The organism is Arenibacter arenosicollis (genome assembly GCF_014397245.1).
GTDB classification, from domain to species: Bacteria; Bacteroidota; Bacteroidia; order Flavobacteriales; family Flavobacteriaceae; genus Arenibacter; species Arenibacter arenosicollis.
Genome location: NZ_JACLHY010000013.1, coordinates 50,578 through 73,784 on the forward strand (window position 1 = coordinate 50,578; position 23,207 = coordinate 73,784).

The 23,207-nt window shown below is 39.2% G+C and carries 19 protein-coding genes; 12 read left to right on the top strand and 7 right to left on the bottom strand.

Features of this window, described 5'->3' with window-relative positions; all coding sequences use genetic code 11:
• Positions 1-321 precede the first annotated feature (321 nt).
• On the top strand, positions 322-2,928 hold the full coding sequence (locus H4O18_RS13340; RefSeq protein ID WP_187585383.1) for a PAS domain S-box protein: 2,607 nt from the start codon (positions 322-324) through the stop codon (positions 2,926-2,928).
• A gap of 94 nt (positions 2,929-3,022) precedes the next feature.
• On the opposite strand, the gene mazG is transcribed toward H4O18_RS13340, so the two are convergent.
• Entirely contained in the window at positions 3,023-3,796 is a 774-nt protein-coding gene (mazG, locus tag H4O18_RS13345) for a nucleoside triphosphate pyrophosphohydrolase (protein ID WP_187585385.1), read from the bottom strand.
• 104 nt (positions 3,797-3,900) lie between these two features.
• Between mazG and H4O18_RS13350 the strand changes: the two genes are divergently transcribed.
• From H4O18_RS13350 to H4O18_RS13360, 3 genes are read left to right on the top strand one after another with little or no spacing between them, the layout of a single operon-like run.
• Positions 3,901-5,391 carry a TolB family protein gene (locus H4O18_RS13350; RefSeq protein ID WP_187585387.1) on the top strand — a complete coding sequence of 497 codons (1,491 nt, stop codon included), beginning with the start codon at positions 3,901-3,903 and terminating at the stop codon, positions 5,389-5,391.
• A 37-nt stretch (positions 5,392-5,428) separates the two neighbouring features.
• Positions 5,429-6,469 carry a DUF3500 domain-containing protein gene (locus tag H4O18_RS13355; protein ID WP_222942413.1) on the top strand — a complete coding sequence of 347 codons (1,041 nt, stop codon included), beginning with the start codon at positions 5,429-5,431 and terminating at the stop codon, positions 6,467-6,469.
• Between the two features lie 43 nt (positions 6,470-6,512).
• On the top strand, positions 6,513-7,409 hold the full coding sequence (locus H4O18_RS13360; protein WP_187585389.1) for an SMP-30/gluconolactonase/LRE family protein: 897 nt from the start codon (positions 6,513-6,515) through the stop codon (positions 7,407-7,409).
• Positions 7,410-7,464: 55 nt separating this feature from the next.
• On the opposite strand, the gene H4O18_RS13365 is transcribed toward H4O18_RS13360, so the two are convergent.
• Positions 7,465-9,675 (bottom strand): DUF5916 domain-containing protein, encoded by a 2,211-nt coding sequence (locus tag H4O18_RS13365; RefSeq protein WP_187585391.1) that lies wholly within the window; start codon positions 9,673-9,675, stop codon positions 7,465-7,467.
• A 113-nt stretch (positions 9,676-9,788) separates the two neighbouring features.
• Between H4O18_RS13365 and H4O18_RS13370 the strand changes: the two genes are divergently transcribed.
• From H4O18_RS13370 to H4O18_RS13390, 5 genes are all read left to right on the top strand, one after another.
• Positions 9,789-11,039, top strand: a complete 1,251-nt coding sequence (locus H4O18_RS13370; RefSeq protein WP_187585393.1) for a serine hydrolase domain-containing protein — start codon at positions 9,789-9,791, stop codon at positions 11,037-11,039.
• 11 nt (positions 11,040-11,050) lie between these two features.
• Positions 11,051-11,938 (top strand): alpha/beta hydrolase, encoded by an 888-nt coding sequence (locus tag H4O18_RS13375; RefSeq protein ID WP_187585395.1) that lies wholly within the window; start codon positions 11,051-11,053, stop codon positions 11,936-11,938.
• Between the two features lie 105 nt (positions 11,939-12,043).
• Positions 12,044-12,694: a GDSL-type esterase/lipase family protein gene (locus H4O18_RS13380; RefSeq protein WP_187585397.1), complete on the top strand. Its 651-nt coding sequence runs from the start codon at positions 12,044-12,046 to the stop codon at positions 12,692-12,694.
• A 46-nt stretch (positions 12,695-12,740) separates the two neighbouring features.
• On the top strand, positions 12,741-14,360 hold the full coding sequence (locus H4O18_RS13385) for a family 20 glycosylhydrolase (RefSeq protein ID WP_187585399.1): 1,620 nt from the start codon (positions 12,741-12,743) through the stop codon (positions 14,358-14,360).
• Positions 14,361-14,471: 111 nt separating this feature from the next.
• Positions 14,472-15,977, top strand: a complete 1,506-nt coding sequence (locus H4O18_RS13390) for a S10 family peptidase (RefSeq protein ID WP_187585401.1) — start codon at positions 14,472-14,474, stop codon at positions 15,975-15,977.
• Between the two features lie 72 nt (positions 15,978-16,049).
• Here H4O18_RS13390 and H4O18_RS13395 read toward each other — a convergent pair whose 3' ends face one another.
• The 4 genes from H4O18_RS13395 to ruvX form a co-directional block, all read right to left on the bottom strand.
• Positions 16,050-18,629 (bottom strand): carboxylesterase family protein, encoded by a 2,580-nt coding sequence (locus H4O18_RS13395; protein WP_246474268.1) that lies wholly within the window; start codon positions 18,627-18,629, stop codon positions 16,050-16,052.
• 203 nt (positions 18,630-18,832) lie between these two features.
• Positions 18,833-19,261 (bottom strand): DUF5606 family protein, encoded by a 429-nt coding sequence (locus H4O18_RS13400; RefSeq protein ID WP_187585403.1) that lies wholly within the window; start codon positions 19,259-19,261, stop codon positions 18,833-18,835.
• A 56-nt stretch (positions 19,262-19,317) separates the two neighbouring features.
• Positions 19,318-19,908, bottom strand: a complete 591-nt coding sequence (def, locus tag H4O18_RS13405; protein WP_187585405.1) for a peptide deformylase — start codon at positions 19,906-19,908, stop codon at positions 19,318-19,320.
• A gap of 1 nt (position 19,909) precedes the next feature.
• Complete coding sequence (gene ruvX, locus H4O18_RS13410) at positions 19,910-20,323, bottom strand: Holliday junction resolvase RuvX (protein WP_187585515.1); 414 nt, start codon at positions 20,321-20,323, stop codon at positions 19,910-19,912.
• 102 nt (positions 20,324-20,425) lie between these two features.
• On the opposite strand from ruvX, the gene H4O18_RS13415 reads away from it, so the two are divergent.
• Genes H4O18_RS13415 through H4O18_RS13425 form a run of 3 tightly spaced genes read left to right on the top strand, consistent with a single transcriptional unit; the run spans position 20,426 to position 22,225 of the window.
• A complete protein-coding gene (locus tag H4O18_RS13415) occupies positions 20,426-21,241 on the top strand; it encodes a 2,3,4,5-tetrahydropyridine-2,6-dicarboxylate N-succinyltransferase (protein WP_187585407.1) in 816 nt (271 codons plus the stop codon).
• An 11-nt stretch (positions 21,242-21,252) separates the two neighbouring features.
• Positions 21,253-21,633: an HAD family hydrolase gene (locus H4O18_RS13420; RefSeq protein WP_187585408.1), complete on the top strand. Its 381-nt coding sequence runs from the start codon at positions 21,253-21,255 to the stop codon at positions 21,631-21,633.
• A gap of 7 nt (positions 21,634-21,640) precedes the next feature.
• Positions 21,641-22,225, top strand: coding sequence for a LicD family protein (locus H4O18_RS13425; RefSeq protein WP_187585410.1), 585 nt, complete (start codon positions 21,641-21,643; stop codon positions 22,223-22,225).
• On the opposite strand, the gene H4O18_RS21985 is transcribed toward H4O18_RS13425, so the two are convergent.
• Positions 22,222-22,860, bottom strand: coding sequence for an FAD synthase family protein (locus H4O18_RS21985; RefSeq protein WP_222942415.1), 639 nt, complete (start codon positions 22,858-22,860; stop codon positions 22,222-22,224). The genes H4O18_RS13425 and H4O18_RS21985 overlap by 4 nt on opposite strands.
• Positions 22,861-23,207 lie beyond the last annotated feature (347 nt).

Genomic DNA, 23,207 nt, shown 5'->3' on the forward strand with positions numbered 1-23,207 from the left:
CATTAATTTCATAATGAACACGGTTCGGATTCCGGGGAATTAGTTACTTAACCAAAAATAAAATAAGTATACATGACCAATATCACCAAAATTCCTGTTTTATATTTTTAAATTTCTTTTCAAAATTTTTACCACTGGTCTAAAGTGCAAGAAAAGTATTTTAGAATGCAAAAAAAATACCCTATATTGAAAATATATCAACCAATATGGGGGCCAGAGGGCATATTGTTAGGTTATTAATACGAGGTTTGAAAGAGAAATACTACCCGCCTTATAGATTTAACATGTCCACATTTATACAAGTAAAAAAATTCCCCCAAAATGGATAAACTTGAAAAATCCACCAAAAAGAGATATCTCTTTTTTATTGCCACCATTGTTCTAAGTATCATTTTAGCGGTACTATTTTTCCAAAATCGGATTGACATTCTAACATCGGATGTAGGTCTAATTAACATCGCAGGAAGACAACGCATGCTTAGTCAGCGTATCTCGAAACATGTGTTTGCTTTAAACTTGGACAAAGGCGTTATAACCAATAAAGTTTATCTCGATAGTCTAAAGGCTTTAACCACGGAATGGCGAAATAATCAGAATTACCTTATTGCGGCCAATGAAGACCTTCCCAATTCTGAGAAAATTGACGCCTTATTTGCTGCCTCCCGACCAAGTACCACTAAATTATTGGATGCTGCCCTAAATATTCTCGATAATCCCAATAGTACTGATGTCCTGGGTTTCAGTATAAACGTCATAAGACAGGAGGAATCACCGGTTTTGACAAGTATGAACAATATTGTGTTGGAATATCAAAACACAGCAGAGAAGAATCTTACCTATCTTTACAGAATCACCTATTTTATTGCTCTTATCGTTGCAATGATAATCATTGGTCAATTTATCCTTGTCTTTTTACCGCTGATAAAAAAGCTAAAAGAAAAGTCCAAATCCCATCAGCTTGCCAATATAGCTTTGGAAACTTCCAATAAGGAGATACAAGAAAAAATGGATCAGGTAACTGCCCTGCAGGCCGATCTAAAGATAAGGGAGGAATACAATAAGACTTTTATTGATAAGGCACCCAACGCCATGGCCATGTTCGACAATGATATGAAGTTCCTTGCAGCATCAGATCGTTGGAGGAGGGACTATAATATAAGCGACACAGAAATTACAGGTAAATCCCTTTACGAGATTTTTCCGGAAATTGAAGAAGAATGGAAAAAGATTCACCGAGATTGTCTTGCAGGGGCTATACATCACGAGGATGAAACCGCCTATAAATGGCCAGATGGTCGCGTGCAGTGGCTTTCCTGGGACATAAGGCCTTGGTATGTTTCCGCAGATAAAATTGGGGGATTATTAATATACACTTTGGACATAACCACTATAAAGGAAAAGGAAAAGGAAAAACTCCGCATCGAAGAAATCCTGAACAAAACCAACCAAGTGGCAAGAATTGGTACTTGGGAAGTTGATACCATTAGTGGCAATATCCATTGGAGTACAGTAACCTGTGAAATACATGAAGTGCCCTATGATTATGTTCCAAAACTTGATACGGCCATTAACTTTTTCAAAGAGGGTGAAAGTAGGGAGCTGATTCAAAAAGTAGTTGAAAACGCCATTGAAAAAGGTATCCCATATGATGTGGAAGTAGAATTGATAACCGCTAAAGGGAATAGCCGTTGGGCACGTGCCATTGGTCAGCCTGAAATGGTAAATGGCCAATGTGTAAGGCTGTACGGGGTATTCCATAACATCAATGATATTAAAGTTGCGGAAAATGCCCTAAACAAGGCCAATGGGGAACTTACTGCCATTTTTAATGTAAGCCCTATTTCCATTATCGGAACCGATATGAATGGATTGATTACCCATTTTAATCAAGGTGCCGAAAACCTAGTACAATATTCGGCTTCCGAAATGATCGGGAAAAAGACCCCTGAAATCATACATCTGCGCGAAGAGGTGGAAAAACATGGCAAGAAGTTGTCAGATATCTTTGGTAAAACTATTAGAGGCTTCGATGTTTTTGTTGAACATGCAAGGCGCGATAGTTTTGAATCCATGGAATGGACCTATGTGCGTAAAGATGGTGCATCTTTCCCTGTACAATTAATTACAACTGCTATTAAGGGCCCAAATGGAGAAATAAACGGATTTTTAGGGGTTGCAACAGATATTTCTGAAACGATCAATAACCGTATAAAGTTAATTGAAGCGAAAGAAGACCTTGAAGTACTCACTAAAAAACTTACAAACCAAAATCGCCAATTGGCAGATTTCGCACATATAACCTCGCATAATTTACGATCACCTGTAGCCAACCTACAAACACTTTCCAGTTTCTATAAAGATTCTGAAAGCGAGGAAGAACGAAGCGAATTATTTGAGAAATTTGAAATTGTAATAGACCACCTCTCCTCTACCTTGAATACCATGGTTGAAGTAATCCAGACTACGGACGACAGTACCAAGGCCTCCAAGGAATTATCCTTTGAAAAAACACTAAACAAGACTCAGGAAATCATCTCTAGTCAGATAACCCAATCCGGTGCCATAATAAAAAGTGATTTCTCAAAAGCACCTTTGGTGGTTTACAATGACATATATCTCGACAGTATTTTTCTAAATTTAATTTCCAATGCCATAAAATACAAATCCGAGGATCGAATCCCGGAAATTAGTGTAGAATCCAAGATTGAAGGTGGCAAAACAATATTGAGCATAAGAGATAATGGATTGGGCATAAATATGGAAAAACACGGTCATAAATTATTTGGTTTGAACAAGGTATTCCATAGCCATCCAGAAGCAAAGGGGGTTGGACTTTATATGACCAAAATACAGGTCGAAGCTATGGGAGGATCCATTTCGGCATCCAGTAAAGTGGGGGAAGGATCTACATTTACCGTGATGTTTTAATGTATCGGAGTCCCCAAATACAAATTCATTCAATTATAAATAGTATTGGAGGGGATGTTGATCCTATTCGGTAGCATACTGAATCTGATTAAAATTAAATGGTCTTGGCCTCCTCCCAAAAAACATCCATTTCCCCAAGGGTCATGTCTTTTAAGGCCTTGCCTTTTTCCTTGGCTTTGTTTTCCAAATATTGGAATCTTTTTATAAATTTCTTATTGGTGCGTTCAAGGGCATTTTCAGGATTAATATTCAAAAAACGCGCATAATTTACCATAGAAAATAGCACATCCCCAAACTCAGCCTCCATGGCATCCAAATTTCCATCCTTAACCTCTTCTTGGAATTCCTCCAGTTCTTCCTTTACTTTCTCCCATACCTGTTCCGGTTTTTCCCAATCGAATCCAACTCCGGCCACCTTATCCTGAATACGATTAGCCTTGACAAGGGCCGGAAGACCTTTTGGAACTCCTTCCAAAACACTTTTTTTGCCTTCTTTTAACTTGATTTTTTCCCAATTCTGCTTAACTTCTTCTTCATCTTTCACCACAACATCTCCATAAATATGTGGATGCCTATTGATCAGTTTGTCACAGATATCATTGGCAACATCGGCCATATCAAAGTGATTGGTTTCACTTCCAATTTTAGCGTAAAATACAATATGCAAAAGAACATCGCCCAATTCCTTTTTTATTTCCTCCAAATCATTGTCCAAAATAGCATCGCCCAATTCATAGGTTTCTTCAATGGTTAAATGACGTAGGGTTTGCATTGTTTGCTTTTTGTCCCACGGACATTGAGCTCGCAATTCATCCATAATTGTGAGTAGACGATCAAAGGCTTGTAATTGGGATTCCCGAGAATTCATAAGGTTGACTTTTGAACAAAAATACAAAGTCTGTATGGTTCCAACTATCGTATGTTCCGAGTTTTTTAGCTAACTTTAGTTCCTTACTTTCGGACCAAACCAATATGACCCATAAAAAAATAATTTTATCACTAGCCATTATTGGCTCCATACTTATCTCATGGGCATTTCAGTTGGATATGGGAATATTCCAAGGCCATGGGGATATTGGCGAAGTAAATCATAAGGGGTCACTGGAATTTAATCCCATCGACAGTACTTATACCATTTCAGCTAGTGGGACCAATATGTGGTTCAATAACGATCAGCTACATTATGTTTGGAAAAAAATGTCGGGGGACGTTGCCCTGACTGCCGATATTGAGTTGTTGGGCAAAGGTATTGACCCACATAGAAAAGCTTGTTTAATTATCCGCCAAAACCTGGAGCCGGGCTCGGCCTATGCCGATGTGGCCGTTCATGGCGATGGTATGACCGCCATTCAATATAGAGAAGAGGATGGAGATATCACCCGAGAACTTCAGTCCAACATCAAATCTCCTAAACGTGTCAGAATTGAAAAGGTGGGTGACTATCTCTATATGTCCCTCGGCAAAGCGGATGGAGAATTAGAATCATCTGGAGGTGCCATAAAAGTCCAGTTTAAAGCTCCTTTCTATATAGGACTTGGCGTTTGTTCCCATAACAACGATGTAGTGGAAACTGCAAAATTCTCCAAAGTTGTATTGGAAAAATTGGAAGCAAAGCCAGACTCGCTTAAAAAATTGGAAAGCACTTTGGAAATTATTCCGATAGCCACTTGGGATAGAAAAGTAATTCTCCAATCCGATAAACGCTTGGATGCACCAAATTGGACACCGGATGGAAAGGATTTGATATATAACAGTATGGGACTACTATATCAAATTCCAATTGAAGGAGGTGATCCCAAACCAATCCCCACAGATTTCGCAAAAAGAATCAACAATGACCACGGCGTTTCGCAAGATGGTAAGATGTTGGTGATAAGTGATCAGACAGAAACCGGAAAATCATTGATCTATACACTTCCTATTGAAGGTGGTGTGCCGAAAAAAATAACTCCCAAAGGTCCTTCCTATTGGCATGGATGGTCTCCAGATGGCCAAACATTAGCCTATTGCGCAGAGCGAAATGGCAACTATGACATTTATACCATTCCCGTTACTGGAGGTGAGGAAACAAGATTGACCACTACAGAAGGACTTGACGACGGACCAGATTTCTCACCTGATGGAAAATATATCTACTTTAATTCTGCCCGAAGCGGAACTATGCAGATATGGCGTATGAAGCCTAACGGAAGTGAACAGGAACAACTCACCACAGATGAGTACCATGATTGGTTTGCCCACCCGTCCCCGGATGGAAAATGGTTGGTATATATTTCCTTTGAACCAGATATTCCAGCAAATTTACATCCCTCAAACAAAGATGTAATGCTTCGATTAATGAATCTTGAGACCAGGGAAATTAAAACTATCGTCAAATTGTTCGGTGGACAGGGCACCATAAATGTCCCCTCTTGGTCACCTGACAGCAGCCGTTTGGCATTCGTCAGTTATCGATTAAAATAAAATCAAACCATAGATAATTATAAACCAAATTAGACAAATGAAACCTAAAATGACCCTAAAAAAAATAATATCCACATCTTTGATTCTATTATTTTTTGGAGTGCTACCCGCTCAGAACGTGTTGCAAAAGGCCAATACATTTATTAACAGTTTATCCGAGGAAATAAAATCCAAAACCCTATTTAACTTGGAGGATTCCGAACGTTTTAATATGAATTATGTCCCCATTCCCAGAGCCGGAGCAACTTTCCATGATTTTAATGAGACTCAAAAAACAGCGGCACTGGACCTGCTAAGGGCCTCCTTGAGTGAAGAGGGTTTTCGAAAGTCCCAAGAAATTATGGAACTGGAAAAAGTCCTTAGGATAATAGAAAACAATGATGCCGACAAAATGCCCGATGGCAGGCCAAGACGTGATCCGCTAAATTATCACTTTTGCATTTTTGGCAATCCATCCAAGGACAAACCATGGGGATGGCGCTTTGAAGGCCACCATCTTTCCTTAAATTTTACTTCCACCGATGGTATCATTAGCTCCTCTACCCCTACCTTTTTTGGAACTAACCCTGGCATAGTACGCAGCACTGAATACAAGGGTAAAGAAGTACTGAAAAAAGAGGCAGAACTAGGTTTTTCCCTTTTACACTCCATGACACCGGAACAATTAAAAACTGTGGTATTTACTGATGTTGCCCCACACGATATCGTTACTACAACCGATAGAAAGGTAAAACAAGTGGAGCAATTAGGAATCTCTTATAAAGCCCTGTCCAAGGCCCAAAAGAAGACTTTCATGGAACTTCTAGACCTGTACATGAATAATTACGAGCATGAATTTGCTACCGGATTTAGGGATAAAATAAACAAGGCGGGAATAGAAAATTTAACTTTTGCCTGGGCCGGAAGCCTTAAGCCCGGTAAGGGACATTACTTCCGGATTCAGGGTCCTACCCTACTTATCGAATACGATAACACCCAGAACGATGCCAATCACGTACACACTGTAGTTCGTGATCTCACCAATGATTACGGGGAAGATTTATTAAAGGCCCACTATGCAAAAGACCACAAACATTAATGTAAAAAAATAAACCTTAAGTTTTACGCCTTAAAATAAGTAGATGAAAAAAGTTATAAAATTATTTTTAGTACTACCTATTCTCTTTTCCATATCCTGCAAATCGTTACAAACATCCTTAATTGCCAAGGATGCCAAAGTACAATTGGTAGCCACCGATTATACTTTTACAGAAGGGCCGGCAGTAGCTCCCAACGGAGATGTGTTTTTTACGGACCAGCCCAATGACCGAATCATTAAGTGGACTGCAAAGGATAATTCCGTATCCGTATATATGGAACCATCAGGTAGATCCAACGGACTCTATTTTGACCACCAAGGAAATCTGCTGGCCTGTGCGGATGATAAAAATCAACTTTGGCGAATAGATTCCCAAAAAAATGTCACGGTCTTAATAGATGATTTTGAAGGCAAAAAATTAAACGGTCCCAATGATCTATGGATGGACCCCAAGGGGGGTATTTATTTTACGGACCCTTTTTATAAACGTCCGTATTGGACGCGAACTGGACAGGAGATAGAAGAACAGCGTGTTTACTACCTTACTCCCGATCAAAAGGATATTATTATTGTGGCCGAGGACTACGTAAGGCCCAATGGCATAATTGGCAGTAAAGATGGCAATCTATTATATATTGCCGATATAGGTGATAAAAAAACCTATTCCTATACCATAAATCCCGATGCCAGCCTAAGCAACAAAACCCTATTTGCCAATATGGGCTCGGATGGAATGACGATGGACAACCAAGGCAATGTATACCTTACAGGGGACGGGGTTACCGTGTTTAATCCAAAAGGGAAACAAATATTACATATTCCCATAGATCAGAAGTGGACGGCCAATGTAACCTTTGGAGGGAAAAACCAAAAAACCTTATTTATTACCGCCATGACCTCATTGTATACCTTGGAGATGAATGTAAAAGGAATTAGGTAATATTATAAGTAACCCAGGTTGTTTTTATAGCTAAAGCTTAGGTTTTAAACTCGACCTAATTGATCAAATCGAACATTCGGCTATATTTAATAATAATACTATTATTTAAGGGGTCGCCTTCGCGAACATTGTAATTGTAAACCACGAAAAGACCAGTATTGGCACGTTGCAGCCAGCCCAATCGCAAATTTACCGCCCATAGTTCATTGGCCGAATTGTTTTGCACCAAACTCTGAACATACAGATTTGGCCTAAAGGAATAGGTTATTTGGCTTCGGAAAATATTCGCGGTAAAATCACCGACCGGCAATTGATAATTGTTGTAGAGATAAATGAAATCGGAATTAAATTTGTCCCCCAATCGTATGCTCAAGGTTCCACTTTGTTGATAACGTTTTCCCCCAAAAGAGCCACCAATTACGGAACGTACATTTACAGATACGGGATTGCTCTTATTGGTAAAGAAAACCAATTGGGATTCCGAATGCCTATAGGTTCCGGGCAGCACGGTAACCCCTTCCGAAATTTCAAAAGGATCTAAAACCCCTTCCGTGGTAAGGTTTAGGCCGGTATGGATTTCCATCCCACTTTTAAATTCCCAATGGTTGTCAATATGTGTATAGCTTGTTTCCTGAAAGCCCTCAAAATTCCAAAAACTGTTGTAGGAAATATGGGGCCTTAATTCCAATATTACCGAGTTTTCGTTTTTGGGCCTATAGTGATACAATACGCGGGCCTCAGGTTTTCTAAAAGCGGAACGTTGCAAAAACCCAACTTCAGGATTAAAGCCTTCTCCAACCTCGGTATACCCTGCCCCTACTTCCCAACTATTCCAGACATAATCTGTTTTCACCCTGAAGGAATGTTCATTGATGGTATCCATTGGTCCATTGGTTTGGGCATAAAAACCGGTCATCCTCGCTTTACGTCCCAGACCCAGTTTGCCATCAACAGCAATGGTACTGTTAAAATCATCTTCAATACCAATCCCTGTACGATTTATAAATGCTGCACCCAAGGCGGAACGCCCCTTGAATTCATGGTTTACCCTTGCCACAGTAAAATTATTCTTATTAATTCCGGCATCTTCAACCTCATCAGTGAACATTGTCAAAAGCCCTACATTGGTACGGTCCAATTTACCGGATAATCTAGCCCCACCAATAATAGGCACTATATTTCCATCGTCACCAATACCAATTCGCCTGCTAAAAAAAAGGTCTACTTCCCCTGGACTCCCTACACTGAACAAGCCCGCATTTTCCAGAAAAAATGGTCGCTTTTCTGGGAAGAACAAATTAAAACGATCTAGGTTTACCTGCTGCTCATCCACCTCAACCTGGGCAAAATCGGTATTATAGGTAAGATCTAATGTAAGGCTTGGCGTAATACTAAATTTTATATCCCCGCCCACCTCCGGCGTAAATTTCGCTTTGGGATCATTGGCTTCAAAATCTTTTGCCAACTGACCCAAAACATAGGGAATAACCTTTAAATTTCTTGGTGTTTTTAAATCCAGCCCAGTAAGTGTGCCTGCCAAGGAAAGCCTATTTAAATTAAATCCAATAGGCATAGGCGACCAGTAGACAATTTCATTGGTCTTTCTAATATTCCTCCGAAAATTTATACCCCAATCCTTCCCTGCTTGAAATCGTAAGGTGCGCAACGGTATGGCAAATTCAGCGCTCCAGCCTTCGGCATGAACCGAGGTCCTAACCTTCCACGACCCATCCCAGTTAAGGTTAAACCCACCAATGGTACCTCCTTGTTGTCTGTTTGTATTCTGATTGCCCTGCCCCTCATTATCTACCTGGGCATCATATTCCACCCCCAAGGAATTGGTACCAAAAATAAAACCGTTCTGATTATCCTTATAAGTGTCCACAATAAAAAGAAATGCATCCGTATTGTCCAAGGAAGCATCCCTCCTAGCATCTGATACCACCAAACCATCTGGGTCCGAATCATAGCAGACTACTGCCACATAAAAAGTATGCTCCGTGTAAGCTATCCTTATCTCTGTCCGTTCACTAGCGGCCTGCCCGAAATTAGGTTGACTTTGCAATAAATCACCGAACGGCTTGATCTTTTGCCACACTTCATCCTTTAATACATTACCATCGATCAAAGGTTCAGTTTCTATGGGAATTGCCATAGCCGTGGTCCGGGCAGAGGTATCATTGTCAAAATCCGTGGTTTGGGAATACCCCTCGACCCAAAAGAAAACAAATGAGATTAAAACAAAAAGGAATTTAGGTTTGGACATGGCATTTTGGTTTGTTGGTATTGGTTTGGATAACTACACTAATATAATAACAATTAAGGAGTTAAAAGGAAACTTATAAAATCTTATCTTTAATACATCAATCAATATCCAACATGAAAAATATATACCGTTTACCTACGTTTTTAATCCTACTCTTATTTCTAGCTGGGCCTGTCCATGGGCAATCAGCTTCCAAAGCGCTCCCCAACGTCACAATATCTGGTGTTGATAAAGAAAGATTAAGTAGATATGATGACTTTTTAAAGAACGAAATAGATGAAGGAAGAATTCCTGGAGCTGTTTCCTACATTATGCGGAGGGGTGAAATTGTACACGAGGTGGCTTATGGATACCGTAGTTATAATGACAAAACCCCAATTCAACAAAATCAATTGTTCCATATAATGTCCATGACCAAGCCCATCGTAACCGCCGCGTTTATGATGTTGTATGAAGAGGGATATTTTTCACTAACAGATCCTGTCTCCAAATATTTGCCCCAGTTAAAGAATCTAAAGGTGGCCATGGATGTTAACCAAGGTGCAAATGGAGAAACCGAACCGGCCAATAAGGAAATTACCATTTCCCATCTTTTGACCCATACGGCCGGATTTTCACATGGTCTTGGAGGTACAAAGTTAGACAACGAGATTGCAAAAGCACTTTACTCCCAACCACATAAGGATATAGAAGGTAGGGTAAATGCCATGATGAAATTGCCCTTGATAGGACACCCTGGAGAACAATGGTACTACAGTGCATCCCCGGATGTCCTGGCTTTGCTTATTGAACATTTCACCGGTTCTACAACTGCCGAATTTTTAAAAGAAAGGATATTTGACCCCTTGGAAATGAACGATACCGGTTATAATATTTCCAAAAAAAATAAGGATAGGTGGATGCCCGTCCACAATTTGGATAAGGAAGGGAATCTAGTAAATTCCGCAGCCCAATTGCCCATTGAAGGCAATACTATATACGGCGGTACCCATGGCCTTTTTTCCAGTGCCTTGGACTATATGAAATTTTGCCAGATGTTACTGAACAAAGGTGAATTTAAAGGAAAACATTTACTAAGTCCCAAAACCGTAGATATTATGACCATGAACCAAATTGGGGACCTATACGAGGCCCCAGGACAAGGTTTTGGACTTGGCTTTGGCGTAACTACCGATGTAGCTGCAAGCAAATCCTTGGGGTCCATAGGTCAATATTATTGGAGCGGTGCCTATTGTACCTATTTCTTTATAGACCCTAAGGAAGAACTCATTGTAATCCTAATGAGTCAACTTCAACCTTACAGCAATTATTATGGAGAAAAAATGAGACAGATGGTTTACCAATCCCTCATAACAGAATACTAAGCCACTTTTAAATGAAAAATATTACCCTATTCCTTATTGCCCTTCAAATATCCCAAATTATATTTTCGCAGGAAATTATTAAACTACCACATGAGAACAAAACCGAATTAGTATGGCAGGGGGGTGAAAAATCAACTTATTCCGAACAATGGCAAACCGAATTGATTTCCAATGTATCTACACCAACCCTTCAAATATTTAGACCAGCGCCCTCACTGAATACTGGTGCCTCTGTTGTTATTGCACCTGGCGGTGGACTTCGGGTATTGAGCATCAACAGTGAAGGTGTAGACGTAGCAAAGTGGTTGAACACCAAAGGAATTACGGCCTTTGTCCTTAAATACAGATTACTGCCAGAGAGTGACAGTGCACTCCCCAATGAAACCGAGGATCATCAGAATACTTCCTCGAATATGACAAAAAAAGTGGCCAAGGTCCTTGAACTGGCAACATCCGATGGTTTAAATGCAATGTCCTATGTTAAGAACAATGCAAAGGCATTGGGAATCGATCGCAACAAAATAGGATTTATGGGTTTTTCTGCTGGTGGTGCCGTGACCATGGGCGTTACTTTTAATTACACTAAAACCAATAGGCCAGATTTTATAGTTCCTGTTTATCCATGGATGACAGTTTTGGGCACCTACAGTGTACCTCAGGACGCCCCACCAATGTTGATCATCTGCGCTTCGGACGACCAATATGACCTTGCTCATGAGAGTGTAGATCTGTACTCGGCCTGGTCAAAGTTGGGAAAGAGTGCAGCATTGCACATGTACTCCAAGGGAGGACATGGTTTCGGAATGAAAACCCAAGATTTACCCTCGGACAATTGGATATCACGTTTTTACGAATGGACCTTGGCCGAAAAAATTGTGGTACCCGCCCAACAACCTTAATGGGAGACCAACAAGGCTGTAGTTACCAACAGCGCGCTTACTATGTTTCCTGTCGAAAATTATTTGACGGGAGTGATAATTATTATAACTTAACCTCTAATTTAAATGACTTTGAAAAAACTAATAATCTTATTCATATTATTTACAGCCTTTACTTACGGTCAGAAAGTCCCGGCCTTTCAAAATGAAGTGGTGGCCTTGCAGCAAAAGTATGACACCCTTTGGGATTCTTCAAAACAGACCATTGTGTTCGCGGGAAGTTCCACTATTCGGATGTGGAAAAATTTGGAATCCATGTTCCCGGAACATCAAATCGTCAACTCAGGCTTTGGCGGCTCACAGTCGTCCGATTTATTTCATTATTATAATGAGCTTATTTTGAGATACAACCCTAGAAAGGTTTTTATCTACGAGGGCGATAATGATATTGCTTCCAAAAAAAAGACAAGGGAGATAATAGAAAACACCCGTAAAATTATTGACAAAGTAAGGGAAAGGGATAGCATGACCCAAATTGTCATCATTGCGGCCAAACCCAGTATTTCCAGGTGGCATTTAAAAAGAAAATATAAAAAATTGAACAGGCACTTTAAAAAGCTATGTAAAAAAGAAAGTACCCTGGAATATGCCAATGTATGGGATGTGATGATGGACGACAAGAAAGTAAGACAGGATATATTTCTAGGTGATGGACTTCATATGAACAGTAAAGGCTATGATTTGTGGTTTTCCGTCATCCAACCCTTTATGAATTAATACTAATCAAACGTACGCCCATATAACACTAACACATTCAATTTCAATGAAAAAATCCATTCTTATCAAATCATTAGTTGTTCTAGCTGTATTTTCTGCTTTTGTTGCCTGTCAACAGGAAAAAAAGAAAGTGATAAATTTCCCAACAACGGATTTATCCTTAGAAAATTTAATTCCCAGACCCTTAAAGATAGTGGCCACCAATAGCGCCTTTGGTTTGGATAAAAATACCATCATCTATACCTCTCAAAATTCCATAGGTTTTCCAGAGGTTGGTGAGTTCTTATCGGAAAAGATAAAATGGCAGACCGATCTGGATTTACCCGTAAACTCAACAACTAATCCCTCGACAGAGCGTATAATCTTTATCAATCAGTCAGACAGTACCACTATTTCTACAAAGGAGGGTTACGATTTATATATTACCCAAGATTCCATTATCCTTAACGCCAAGACAGCTGAAGGAGCTTTTAGGGGTGTTCAGACCTTAAGACAGATCATTCCTGAAACCAGTAATGATACCCTGTCAGAAAATAAAATGTGGTTGATTCCAACGGGTAAAATTACCGACAATCCCAATTTTGAATATAGGGGATCTATGTTGGATGTGGCAAGACACTTTTTTAGCGTAGAGGATGTAAAAAAGTATATCGATATATTGGCCTATTACAAAATTAATACACTGCATTTGCATCTTACAGATGATCAGGGCTGGCGTATAGAAATTAAATCTTGGCCAAAACTTACAGAGATTGGAGGCAGTACTGAAGTAGGTGGTGGCCCCGGTGGATTTTACACCCAGGAAGACTACAAGGATATTGTGGCCTATGCGGCCAAACATTTTATAACCATTGTCCCCGAGGTAGATATGCCAGGGCATACCAATGCAGCATCAGTGGCCTATCCCATTCTAAATGGAAATGGCAAAACACCCAAACTTTATACCGGAACCGAAGTGGGGTTCAGTACTTTTGATGCCAATAAAGACACCGTTTATGCCTTTATTGATGACGTAGTGCGTGAGATATCGGCGATTACACCTGGCCCCTATTTTCATGCAGGTGGTGATGAAAGCCATGTTACCAAGAAAAAAGATTTTATTCATTTTGTTTCCAAAGTGGACAAAATTGTAAAGAAATACGGTAAAAGAATGATAGGTTGGGATGAAATTGTACACGCTGATGTAGATACTACTGCCATTGCACAATTTTGGGCCAACGAAGAAAATGCCAAATTAGCCGTTGAAAAAGGCTTAAAAGTTATTTTGTCCCCAGGAAAAAAAGCCTATCTGGATATGCAATATGACACCCTTTCCAAGTACGGGCTTCATTGGGCAGGATATATCCCTGTGGATACCGGCTATGTTTGGACGCCTGAAAGATATGTGCAAGGCATTAATAAAAAAAACATATTGGGCGTTGAAGCTCCTTTATGGTCCGAGACAGTTAGCAATATGGATGAAGTGGAGTATTTGGCCTTTCCGAGGATGATCGGTTATTCGGAACTTAGTTGGAGTACTGAAGAAAACAGAAATTGGGAAAATTATAAAGTAAGGTTGGGCAATCAGGCCCCTTATTTGGATAAAATGAATGTAAAATATTATCCTTCCGAACTAATAGAATGGAAAAAAAGCAAGTACACCTATAAAACCATTGACAAAGACTAATATTCATTTAATAATACTATAGCCTAAAAGCCTAATATTTAATATATTGTAATCCCCTAATTATCAGATTTTACCTGTTTAGCTATTTGACCAAATTTAAATACTAAACAAATGAAAGCTCTTATTCTAGTTCTTACCCTATTATTGGGGCAATTGTGCTATCCCAATAAGGAAAACGATTCTATACCCAAAGCTGAAGTAGCCACTACCATGCAAAGTGTTACCATAAACGGAAACACCATCTATTTAACCGCAAAGGCTGGAACTTTTGAGGTAAAGGACGAAACCAACAAACCCATTGCATTAATGGGCTTTACCTATTACACTAGGGATTCCAAAAGAGGATTGGCCACACAAAGACGGCCAATAGTCTTTGCTTTTAACGGTGGTCCAGGATCATCTTCTTTTTGGCTTCACATGGGCATTTTAGGACCCAAGAGAATTGTTGTGGACGACCCAAAATCAACACCGGCTGCTCCTTATAAAATTGTGAACAACAACTACTCTATCCTTGATGTCGCCGATCTTGTGATGGTAGACCCCGTAGGTACCGGTCTAAGTATACCTATTGGAAAAGCCAAGTATAAGGACTTTTGGGGGGTAGACCAGGATATCAGAAGCCTATCCTTATTCATAACACAATTTCTGATACACAATGACCGCATGAACAGTCCCAAATTCCTATTGGGAGAAAGTTACGGGACCTTTAGGAACGCGGGATTAATGAATACCCTACTGAACCAGGGAGTTGCCATGAACGGAGTTATAATGGTATCTGCGGTATTTGACCTTCGGACCCTACTTTTCCCTCCAAATGACGACTTACCATATATAGTTCATTTTCCCACCTATGCCGCCACGGCATGGTACCATAATAAAATAACCGACAAACCGGAAAATGTATTTGAGTTCCTAAAGACCGTCAGATCTTTTACCGAAAATGAGTACACCCCGGCCCTATTCAAAGGAGATCAAATATCCGAAAATGAAAAAGCCAACATTGCCTCGAAATTGGCATACTACACCGGCACAGATACCAATTATTGGCTAAAAGCAGATCTAAAGGTAACTGCGTCTGAATTTTTTGCTGAATTTTTAAGGGACCAAGGTGAAATAGTAGGAAGATTGGATTCTCGATTTACGGGAATCAATGAAGATCCATTATCGCAAGAAGGGAGCCATGACCCCCAAAGTTTGGCCATTTCCCCTGCCTACATTAGTGGGTTTCTAGATTATTTTTACGGCGATCTAAAAGTAAACAAAAATTTATTGTATTCCATCACGGCAGGGAGAAGGGATGGATTTAAATGGGATTGGACCCATAAAGGAAATACGAGATGGGGCACCTCGGCGGCAATTAATACCGGGATTGATATGGCCACGGCCCTCTCCAGAGACCCTAACATGAAGGTTCTTGTCCTAAACGGTATTTACGACCTAGCTACGGTTTTCTATGGAGTGGAACATAGCATCAATCATTTAGGCCTAAAAAAGGAAATCAAGGATAATATTACGATGGAATATTATGAGGCGGGACATATGATGTATACCCACAAACCTTCCATGGAAAAATTCAAGAAAGACGTCTCCCAATTTATACTAAACGCATCAAAATAAAAGGCAAAAGGTCGACCAAATAATGAAAGCCAAATAAAAATTTAATGGGCTTATTATTTGGACGACCATGTCCTATTTCCATTCAAAATCACCGGATTCAATGGACCAATCGTTCCCAAAAAATCCGGCACATTTAACTGCAGAAGTTCCTTGGTCCAAAACAGTCTCGTCAAAAAGCATCAAATCTGGAAAAGTAGTTCCATTCACCAAATAATGGTTGGCATAGGCCGCTTTCATTCCCAGAAGCCCCGTAGCAGTTACCACCCCTACACTGGCCACATCGCTATCCGCTCTCGGAACGATAAAATACAGGCCCCAGTTGCTTCCACTGATACTTCTACTTCCAAAATTTAATTTATTATTGAATACTTGGACCGGACTATCCTTTAATAATTTATCCCAGGCAGCATTATTGTTTTTATTACCATAAACCACAACATTTCGATTTGGATAGTCCTTAAGGGAAAAGTCGGTATCCGCAACCAATTCTATATTACCATTGGCCTTGTACCAGAAGGTATCCGCATCAAATCTGGCCTTATTATAGTACCAGTCATTCTCGGCTTGCGACCCTTTGGTAGCATAAACAAATACCACGTCGTTTCTAAAGGCATCCTTAAAGCCTCCATTCCTATGGGGCCCTTTTTCTTCCAAAGGAGGATTGACCACGATTTCCCATTCCCCATCCAATTCCTTAAAGAACGTTTTCTCTTTGGATGGAATTTTTACTTCCGTTCCGTTAAGTTCAATACTATTGATCTCCCCTGGCAACTTGGTGAAATCTATTGCCAACATGGACACATTTTTTGTGTCCACTTTAAAAATGTTATCCCAAGAAAAATTAAATGAACTAACCTCGAAAGGTATCTGTTGCTGATGGATGGCAATGAAGTGGGAGGAAGAAGAAACCCCCGGAGAACCCGTACTGAACTCCAATTTTTTAATGTCCTTGGCCTCAGGAATAGTTCGTTGTTTAAATAGGTTAAAAATTGGTTCCCAATCCACACTGTGGTCCCCATACCAATGAGTACCACCCGGATATTCATAATAGGTGAAATCTGGATGAAATTGCCCCAAACGCTCTCTCATATCACGGGCAATATAAGTAGGAACTACATTATCCTTTTCTCCATGCAGCACATAAACCCCGTGATGTAGGTAGTTCCGAATTAATTTTAAAGTTCTGCTAGGCGTTCCTGCTCTTTCCACAATGTTTTCGACTGCAGTAGGAACATACTCTGCCGTCATACGTTCGAACATTTTAGGGGTAATTCCATATTGGGCTCTTTGATCCTCGGTAAGTTCCGCAATTCTCTCGGACCGCCCTCCTCTATACAACAACAAATCCGGATATCCGGCACATGGTGCTATAGCAGCAAATTGGTCGGGGTAGGTCGCTCCCAAATACCATGTTCCATGACCACCCATAGAATGTCCGGTTAGGTAAATCTTACTATTGTCCGGTTTAAAAAGTCTTTTGCTATCTGCCAACACTTCCATGGCATCCAATCGTCCCCAATCTTCCCAAGCAAATCCGAATGGCCGTCTGTTGGTAGGGGCAATCAAGTTTCCCCAATCTTTTTGTTTATAGGCATTTGCCTGATTCACAGCTTCCACTGATGCCCCGTGCACCGAAAGAAAAAGCGCTGCTCCCTCCGCGTTTCTACTTTTGTCTGGGGCTACACTGTAATACTGTACACTTTTATCAATATCGCTTATAAAGGTTCTCTTATGATGTTTATATTTGGATTTCACATTTAGAGTTAGGTTTTCGGTGGATACCAAATGTCCGTTGTTATGTTTAAACTGCAGATCTACGTTCACTTGCGCAACAGTGGTATCCAAAGTTGATGAAGGAATTGAAAAGGGAATTTTATAAACTGTGAAGGGTGGAATGTCGGGAACCTGGGTTGTAAGTGACCTATCGTTTACATTTGCTACAATAGTGTAATTCTTGACCCATTTTTCAGTGGCATTTATAACCCTTATGGCGGCCTCATATTCTAGGTCTTCTTCCAACAAAAGATCGGGAACCGTTAAATCGCGGGTAGTAAATTGCACAAGGGCTTTAGGTTCCAATAATCGCGCCCTTATCCTAGGAAAACGGCCTACCTTCAACACAAAAACATTATCACCTTTCTTTAATTTTAAAGGGATAAGGTTCCATCCAAAATCATAGTGATCGCCTTCATAAGGATAGCCATTTATGGACGCCAATGTATGTCCGGAAGCTTCGAACAAAACCGTTTTTTCAGACCCTGATCTATAGGTAAGATATACATAACCCGACCTAAGTTCCCTGCCGGAAAAGCTGTTGGTACTATCGACCTTTATTTCACTCCATTTTAATTCCCGTCCCATATAGTCAATATCAAAAGCTTCACCAACTGATACTTTCTTGGATGGATTCATTAGGAATTGGTCAAATACCGGGTCTACAGGAAATGTTGGCGACTCAAAACCGAAACTCGGAATGGTCAAGGCCAGTGCTTTGTTAAACACATGAATCACTTTTCCTTCATGAATATCCTCAACCTTTTCCTTGCCAAAATATTCAACAATATTTCCGGTACGTTGTTGTCCTATAAGGCAAGAAGGGATAACAAGAAGCATCACTACAACTAAAGCGCTTTTCTTACATAAATTCATCATGAAAAAATTGATTAAGGAATTAAAATATTAATTTCCATAATTAGTTTTCCCTAACACAAGAATTTAGACCAACAACCTGCCACCGAAGCTAAATGAAGAATTATTTTCACATGCAACACCTCGATTCTTGAGCCATGAACCTAAAATATAAGGCAAAAAAAAACCTTCGTAAACGAAGGTCCATTATTCTAGTTCATAGGAACCTATTCCTTTTCCTTGGAAGCTTCTTCAGTTTCTTCCACATCGGCATACTCTGTAATACCGTGTTCGTGTAGCAAATTGTACCACTGAACAATCTTTTTTATATCACTGGCATATACCCTATCCTCATCATAGTTGGGAAGCACCTCGAACAAGTATTCTTCAAGTTTTATTTTATCATCCTTATGACTAACCGCTGTTTTTCCACCCTCTTCCTTTTCCTTGATCTTTTCAAATACGTCTTTTAAAGGAACTTCCTCTTCCAAAGTATAAATCGCAATCTCAGATAAGACACTTACATTGTTCTTAAAACTAACGGTAACTTTCTTACCATCCAGCAGGGATTCGGCCACAAAACCCGAACGTGTCTGAGTTAACAATTTAAAAAGACCTGGTTTACCTGCAATTGATAATATTTTATTTAAACTCATCTGTTATTTTGTTTCAGCGGCAAATATGCTACTTTTTGTTTATAATAGAAATTGTTTTAACGTGCTTTTTTCATGTTGGGAAAGCGCATTCTATATTCCACCTTAATCTTTCCCTTGGAAATATTGGCTAACCTGCCTTTTAAAAGTCTCTTTTTTAAGGTGGATAATTTATCGATAAACAAAATACCCTCTATATGGTCATATTCATGTTGAATAACCCTGGCCAAAAGACCATCATAAGTTTCCTTATAGGCCTTAAAATTTTCGTCCATATAAGAAATGGTAATGGTATCCTTTCTGGAAACGTCTTCCCTTACATCGGGAATGCTAAGACATCCTTCATTAAAAGCCCATTCCGTACCTGTTTCTTCCTCTATTTGGGCGTTAATAAAAACTTTCCTGAACCCTTTAAGTGCATTTTGTTCTTCCTCAGTAAGGTCTTCGTCATCGGCAAATGGAGTGGTATCCACTAGGAACAGCCTAATGGGCAGCCCAATTTGGGGTGCGGCCAAACCTACACCATTGGAATTGTACATAGTTTCCCACATATTGGCCACCAATTCTTCCAATTTTGGATAATCCTTATCTATATTATCCCCTACTTTCCTAAGTACCGGGTCTCCATAAGCAACTATAGGTAATATCATACTATTTTTTTCTATTTAAAAATGCCTGAAGGATTATGGTGGCACTTATTTCATCAACTAAAGCCTTATCCCTTCTTTGTTTTTTATTAAGGCCACTATCTATCATGGTCTGAAACGCCATTTTAGAGGTAAATCGCTCGTCCTGTCGCTCTACCGGTATCTTCGGAAAAACACCTTGTAAAGTTCTCAAAAAGGGCTTAATTAGTTCCTCGGATTCGGAAGGAAGATTATTCATTTGCTTTGGCTCGCCAATCACAAATCTTTCAACTTTCTCCTCCTCAACATACTTCCTAAGGAAATTCAAAAGTTGCTTTGTCTCAACTGTGGTTAGGCCAGAGGCTATTAATTGCAACTCGTCTGTTACAGCTATTCCCGTTCTCACCTTCCCATAATCCAATGCTACAATCCTTCCCACATAAATTTTTTGCAAAAATAAGAGATAAATTGTTATATGTGCAAAAACAAAAGGTTAATTACCTACTAGCACTTATATTTGCTAAAATTTGAATTATTAAAGATGAAAGAACTGAGAAAAACAATAGAAACCGCTTGGGAAAATCGTGAACTACTAAAAGAAACTCCAACCCAAAATGCAATTCGTGAAGTCATAGATCTTTTGGATAACGGAAAATTGCGCTGTGCAGAACCTACCAATGACGGTTGGCAGATAAATGAATGGGTAAAAAAGGCGGTAGTACTATATTTTCCAATACAAAAAATGGAAACCCTTGAAGCGGGAATCTTTGAATACCACGATAAAATGCCATTAAAGAGAGGTTATGCAGAAAAAGGCATTCGTGTTGTTCCCAATGCAGTTGCAAGACATGGATCATATATTTCCGCAGGAACTATTTTAATGCCTAGTTATGTAAACATTGGTGCCTATGTAGACGAGGGGACAATGGTGGATACTTGGGCAACCGTTGGTAGTTGTGCACAAATTGGTAAAAATGTTCATCTTAGTGGTGGTGTTGGAATCGGTGGAGTGTTGGAACCATTACAAGCAGCTCCGGTAATAATAGAGGACAATGCCTTTATAGGTTCAAGATGTATTGTTGTTGAAGGTGTACGCGTAGAAAAAGAGGCGGTTTTAGGAGCCAATGTGGTACTTACAGCCTCAACAAAAATTATAGATGTTACAGGCGATAAACCTGTAGAAAGAAAAGGTTTGGTACCTGCCAGATCGGTTGTTATTCCAGGTAGTTATACCAAAAAGTTTCCTGCTGGGGAATATCAAGTACCCTGCGCCTTGATTATTGGAACCAGAAAAGAGAGCACCAATAAAAAAACTTCCCTAAATGATGCCTTAAGGGAATATGATGTTGCTGTTTAATTTTTAAAAAAATGAGATCGATTCTTGTAGACGCTTGGAACACATTTGTTACTGAAAATGGAATGGATCAGGATTTGAAAAAATTATTGGATTCTTTTCCTAATCCAAAAATCATTTTAACAAATGCCAATCAACAAGAACGTATTGCCTATGGAATTGTAAATATGCCTTATGAGGTTTTTAGTTTGGAACATAAACCCAACAAAACTGATAAGGCATATTACATTAGAATGTTGGAGTTTTATAAATTGGAGCCAAGTGATGTTATCTATTTTGAACATAACGTTGAAGCCGTAAATTCTGCATTATCCGCAGGCATAAAAACACATCACTACAAAAAAGAGGACGATTTAGTAGAGCTGCAGTCATTCCTAAAAAATAATCTAGTATAACACCATCATGGCCTATAACATTACACTTGAAGGAAAAAACAAAGTTTTGGCCGAAAGAATGCTTCAAAGTGTAGCCACTATTTTCAACAATTGTAATATTGATTATTGGATTGAAGGAGGTACGTTACTGGGTATAAGAAGAGAGAACCGACTTTTGCCTTGGGATAATGACATTGATGTTTCTATTAATCATGATCAGATAGAAAAGCTTGACGATTTTTATTCCGAACTGAAGAAAGCCGGATACAGAGTAAGAACTAGACACTTTGATAGTACCAATGAGTTTTTCTCGAAGAATGCCATTAGAATGATAAAAATAAGGGAAAAACGATTTTTCGGTCTATTGAAAGGCGCGGTTTGTTTGGATGTTTTTATAAAATATCCCAAAAACGGGAATAGCTACTGGCAAATTGACAATAAAACTAAATTTGTACCCAGCAAGTTCTACCAAACTTTTGGAAATATAGAATTTAAAGGTTTTGAATACAGCATTCCTGCACTAACTGATGAGTATCTCACTTATAGGTATGGAGATTGGCAAACACCGGTGAAAGATTGGGACACCTCCAAGGACGATAATGCAATTGCCTAAGACTCTACCGCCTGCAATTGCAATGTTTCTCTTAAAATGGTACTGCTAACATTGGCAGTATAAGTAACATATTCTACAGGGCAAGTGGTTTTTGGAAATCTACCTTTCCAATCATCACCAACAGAAATGGCATCTATATTATATTCATCCACAATACGTTGCTTATTTTTATCTACCTGCGGAATAACTTCATCAACATAACTAATAGCCTTGACCAATTTTATTCTTTCTTCGAATGGAATTACAGGCAACCTGCCTTTTGCCTTTAATATAAGTTCATCTGTGGAAACACCTACGATCAAATGGTCGCACATGCCTTTAGATTTTTTCAGAATGTTGAGATGCCCATAATGAAATATATCAAAACAACCCGAAGTATACATTTTTTTATACTTTTTGGCACTTTTGCTACGCTTCACTTTAATACCAAGAGTATTTCCTTTTTTTAGTTTAATGACATGCTCTTTATTGTCATAAAAAACACTGATGTTTTTAACGATCTCCAACATCTCCATCAAAGCACCCTCAAATTCGGACTTGCAGCTTATGGACAATTTTACGTTTTCATCCAGAAAGCTTTTGAAATTCCAATTTGGATATTTTGAAGATAAAATATTTAGATATGACTCAGTCATTTATTTATAAACCAATTGATTAGTACAAAAAGGGTCAAAGGTAGTAAACGTTTACAGTTAAAATTTATTATCTCCATATTTTTATTCGTTGCCCAAATCAACACTACTATTTATGACGTTATGGTAATAAATAGCCTAATAAATTATGAACACATCCAGATTATATACTTCAAATTATGAATTCATTTCTCAAAAAAAAACCAAAACCCTTATATAATTCCCGATGTAGCTTTTATACTGTAAATGAACAACTTTAGTACAACTACTAATATTTTTGACATACTATAACCGCTTTTTATATGTTATATTATAGGTAACCTCCTTATAGATTTTCGTGATTTCAACGC

What these genes read in the sequence shown, in the direction of transcription:
- H4O18_RS13340 (WP_187585383.1), top strand. Translation starts at nt 322, where the DNA reads ATGGATAAACTTGAAAAATCCACCAAAAAGAGATATCTCTTTTTTATT.
- mazG (WP_187585385.1), bottom strand. Translation starts at nt 3,796, where the DNA reads ATGAATTCTCGGGAATCCCAATTACAAGCCTTTGATCGTCTACTCACA.
- H4O18_RS13350 (WP_187585387.1), top strand. Translation starts at nt 3,901, where the DNA reads ATGACCCATAAAAAAATAATTTTATCACTAGCCATTATTGGCTCCATA.
- H4O18_RS13355 (WP_222942413.1), top strand. Translation starts at nt 5,429, where the DNA reads ATGAAACCTAAAATGACCCTAAAAAAAATAATATCCACATCTTTGATT.
- H4O18_RS13360 (WP_187585389.1), top strand. Translation starts at nt 6,513, where the DNA reads ATGAAAAAAGTTATAAAATTATTTTTAGTACTACCTATTCTCTTTTCC.
- H4O18_RS13365 (WP_187585391.1), bottom strand. Translation starts at nt 9,675, where the DNA reads ATGTCCAAACCTAAATTCCTTTTTGTTTTAATCTCATTTGTTTTCTTT.
- H4O18_RS13370 (WP_187585393.1), top strand. Translation starts at nt 9,789, where the DNA reads ATGAAAAATATATACCGTTTACCTACGTTTTTAATCCTACTCTTATTT.
- H4O18_RS13375 (WP_187585395.1), top strand. Translation starts at nt 11,051, where the DNA reads ATGAAAAATATTACCCTATTCCTTATTGCCCTTCAAATATCCCAAATT.
- H4O18_RS13380 (WP_187585397.1), top strand. Translation starts at nt 12,044, where the DNA reads ATGACTTTGAAAAAACTAATAATCTTATTCATATTATTTACAGCCTTT.
- H4O18_RS13385 (WP_187585399.1), top strand. Translation starts at nt 12,741, where the DNA reads ATGAAAAAATCCATTCTTATCAAATCATTAGTTGTTCTAGCTGTATTT.
- H4O18_RS13390 (WP_187585401.1), top strand. Translation starts at nt 14,472, where the DNA reads ATGAAAGCTCTTATTCTAGTTCTTACCCTATTATTGGGGCAATTGTGC.
- H4O18_RS13395 (WP_246474268.1), bottom strand. Translation starts at nt 18,629, where the DNA reads ATGATGAATTTATGTAAGAAAAGCGCTTTAGTTGTAGTGATGCTTCTT.
- H4O18_RS13400 (WP_187585403.1), bottom strand. Translation starts at nt 19,261, where the DNA reads ATGAGTTTAAATAAAATATTATCAATTGCAGGTAAACCAGGTCTTTTT.
- def (WP_187585405.1), bottom strand. Translation starts at nt 19,908, where the DNA reads ATGATATTACCTATAGTTGCTTATGGAGACCCGGTACTTAGGAAAGTA.
- H4O18_RS13415 (WP_187585407.1), top strand. Translation starts at nt 20,426, where the DNA reads ATGAAAGAACTGAGAAAAACAATAGAAACCGCTTGGGAAAATCGTGAA.
- H4O18_RS13420 (WP_187585408.1), top strand. Translation starts at nt 21,253, where the DNA reads ATGAGATCGATTCTTGTAGACGCTTGGAACACATTTGTTACTGAAAAT.
- H4O18_RS13425 (WP_187585410.1), top strand. Translation starts at nt 21,641, where the DNA reads ATGGCCTATAACATTACACTTGAAGGAAAAAACAAAGTTTTGGCCGAA.
- H4O18_RS21985 (WP_222942415.1), bottom strand. Translation starts at nt 22,860, where the DNA reads ATGACTGAGTCATATCTAAATATTTTATCTTCAAAATATCCAAATTGG.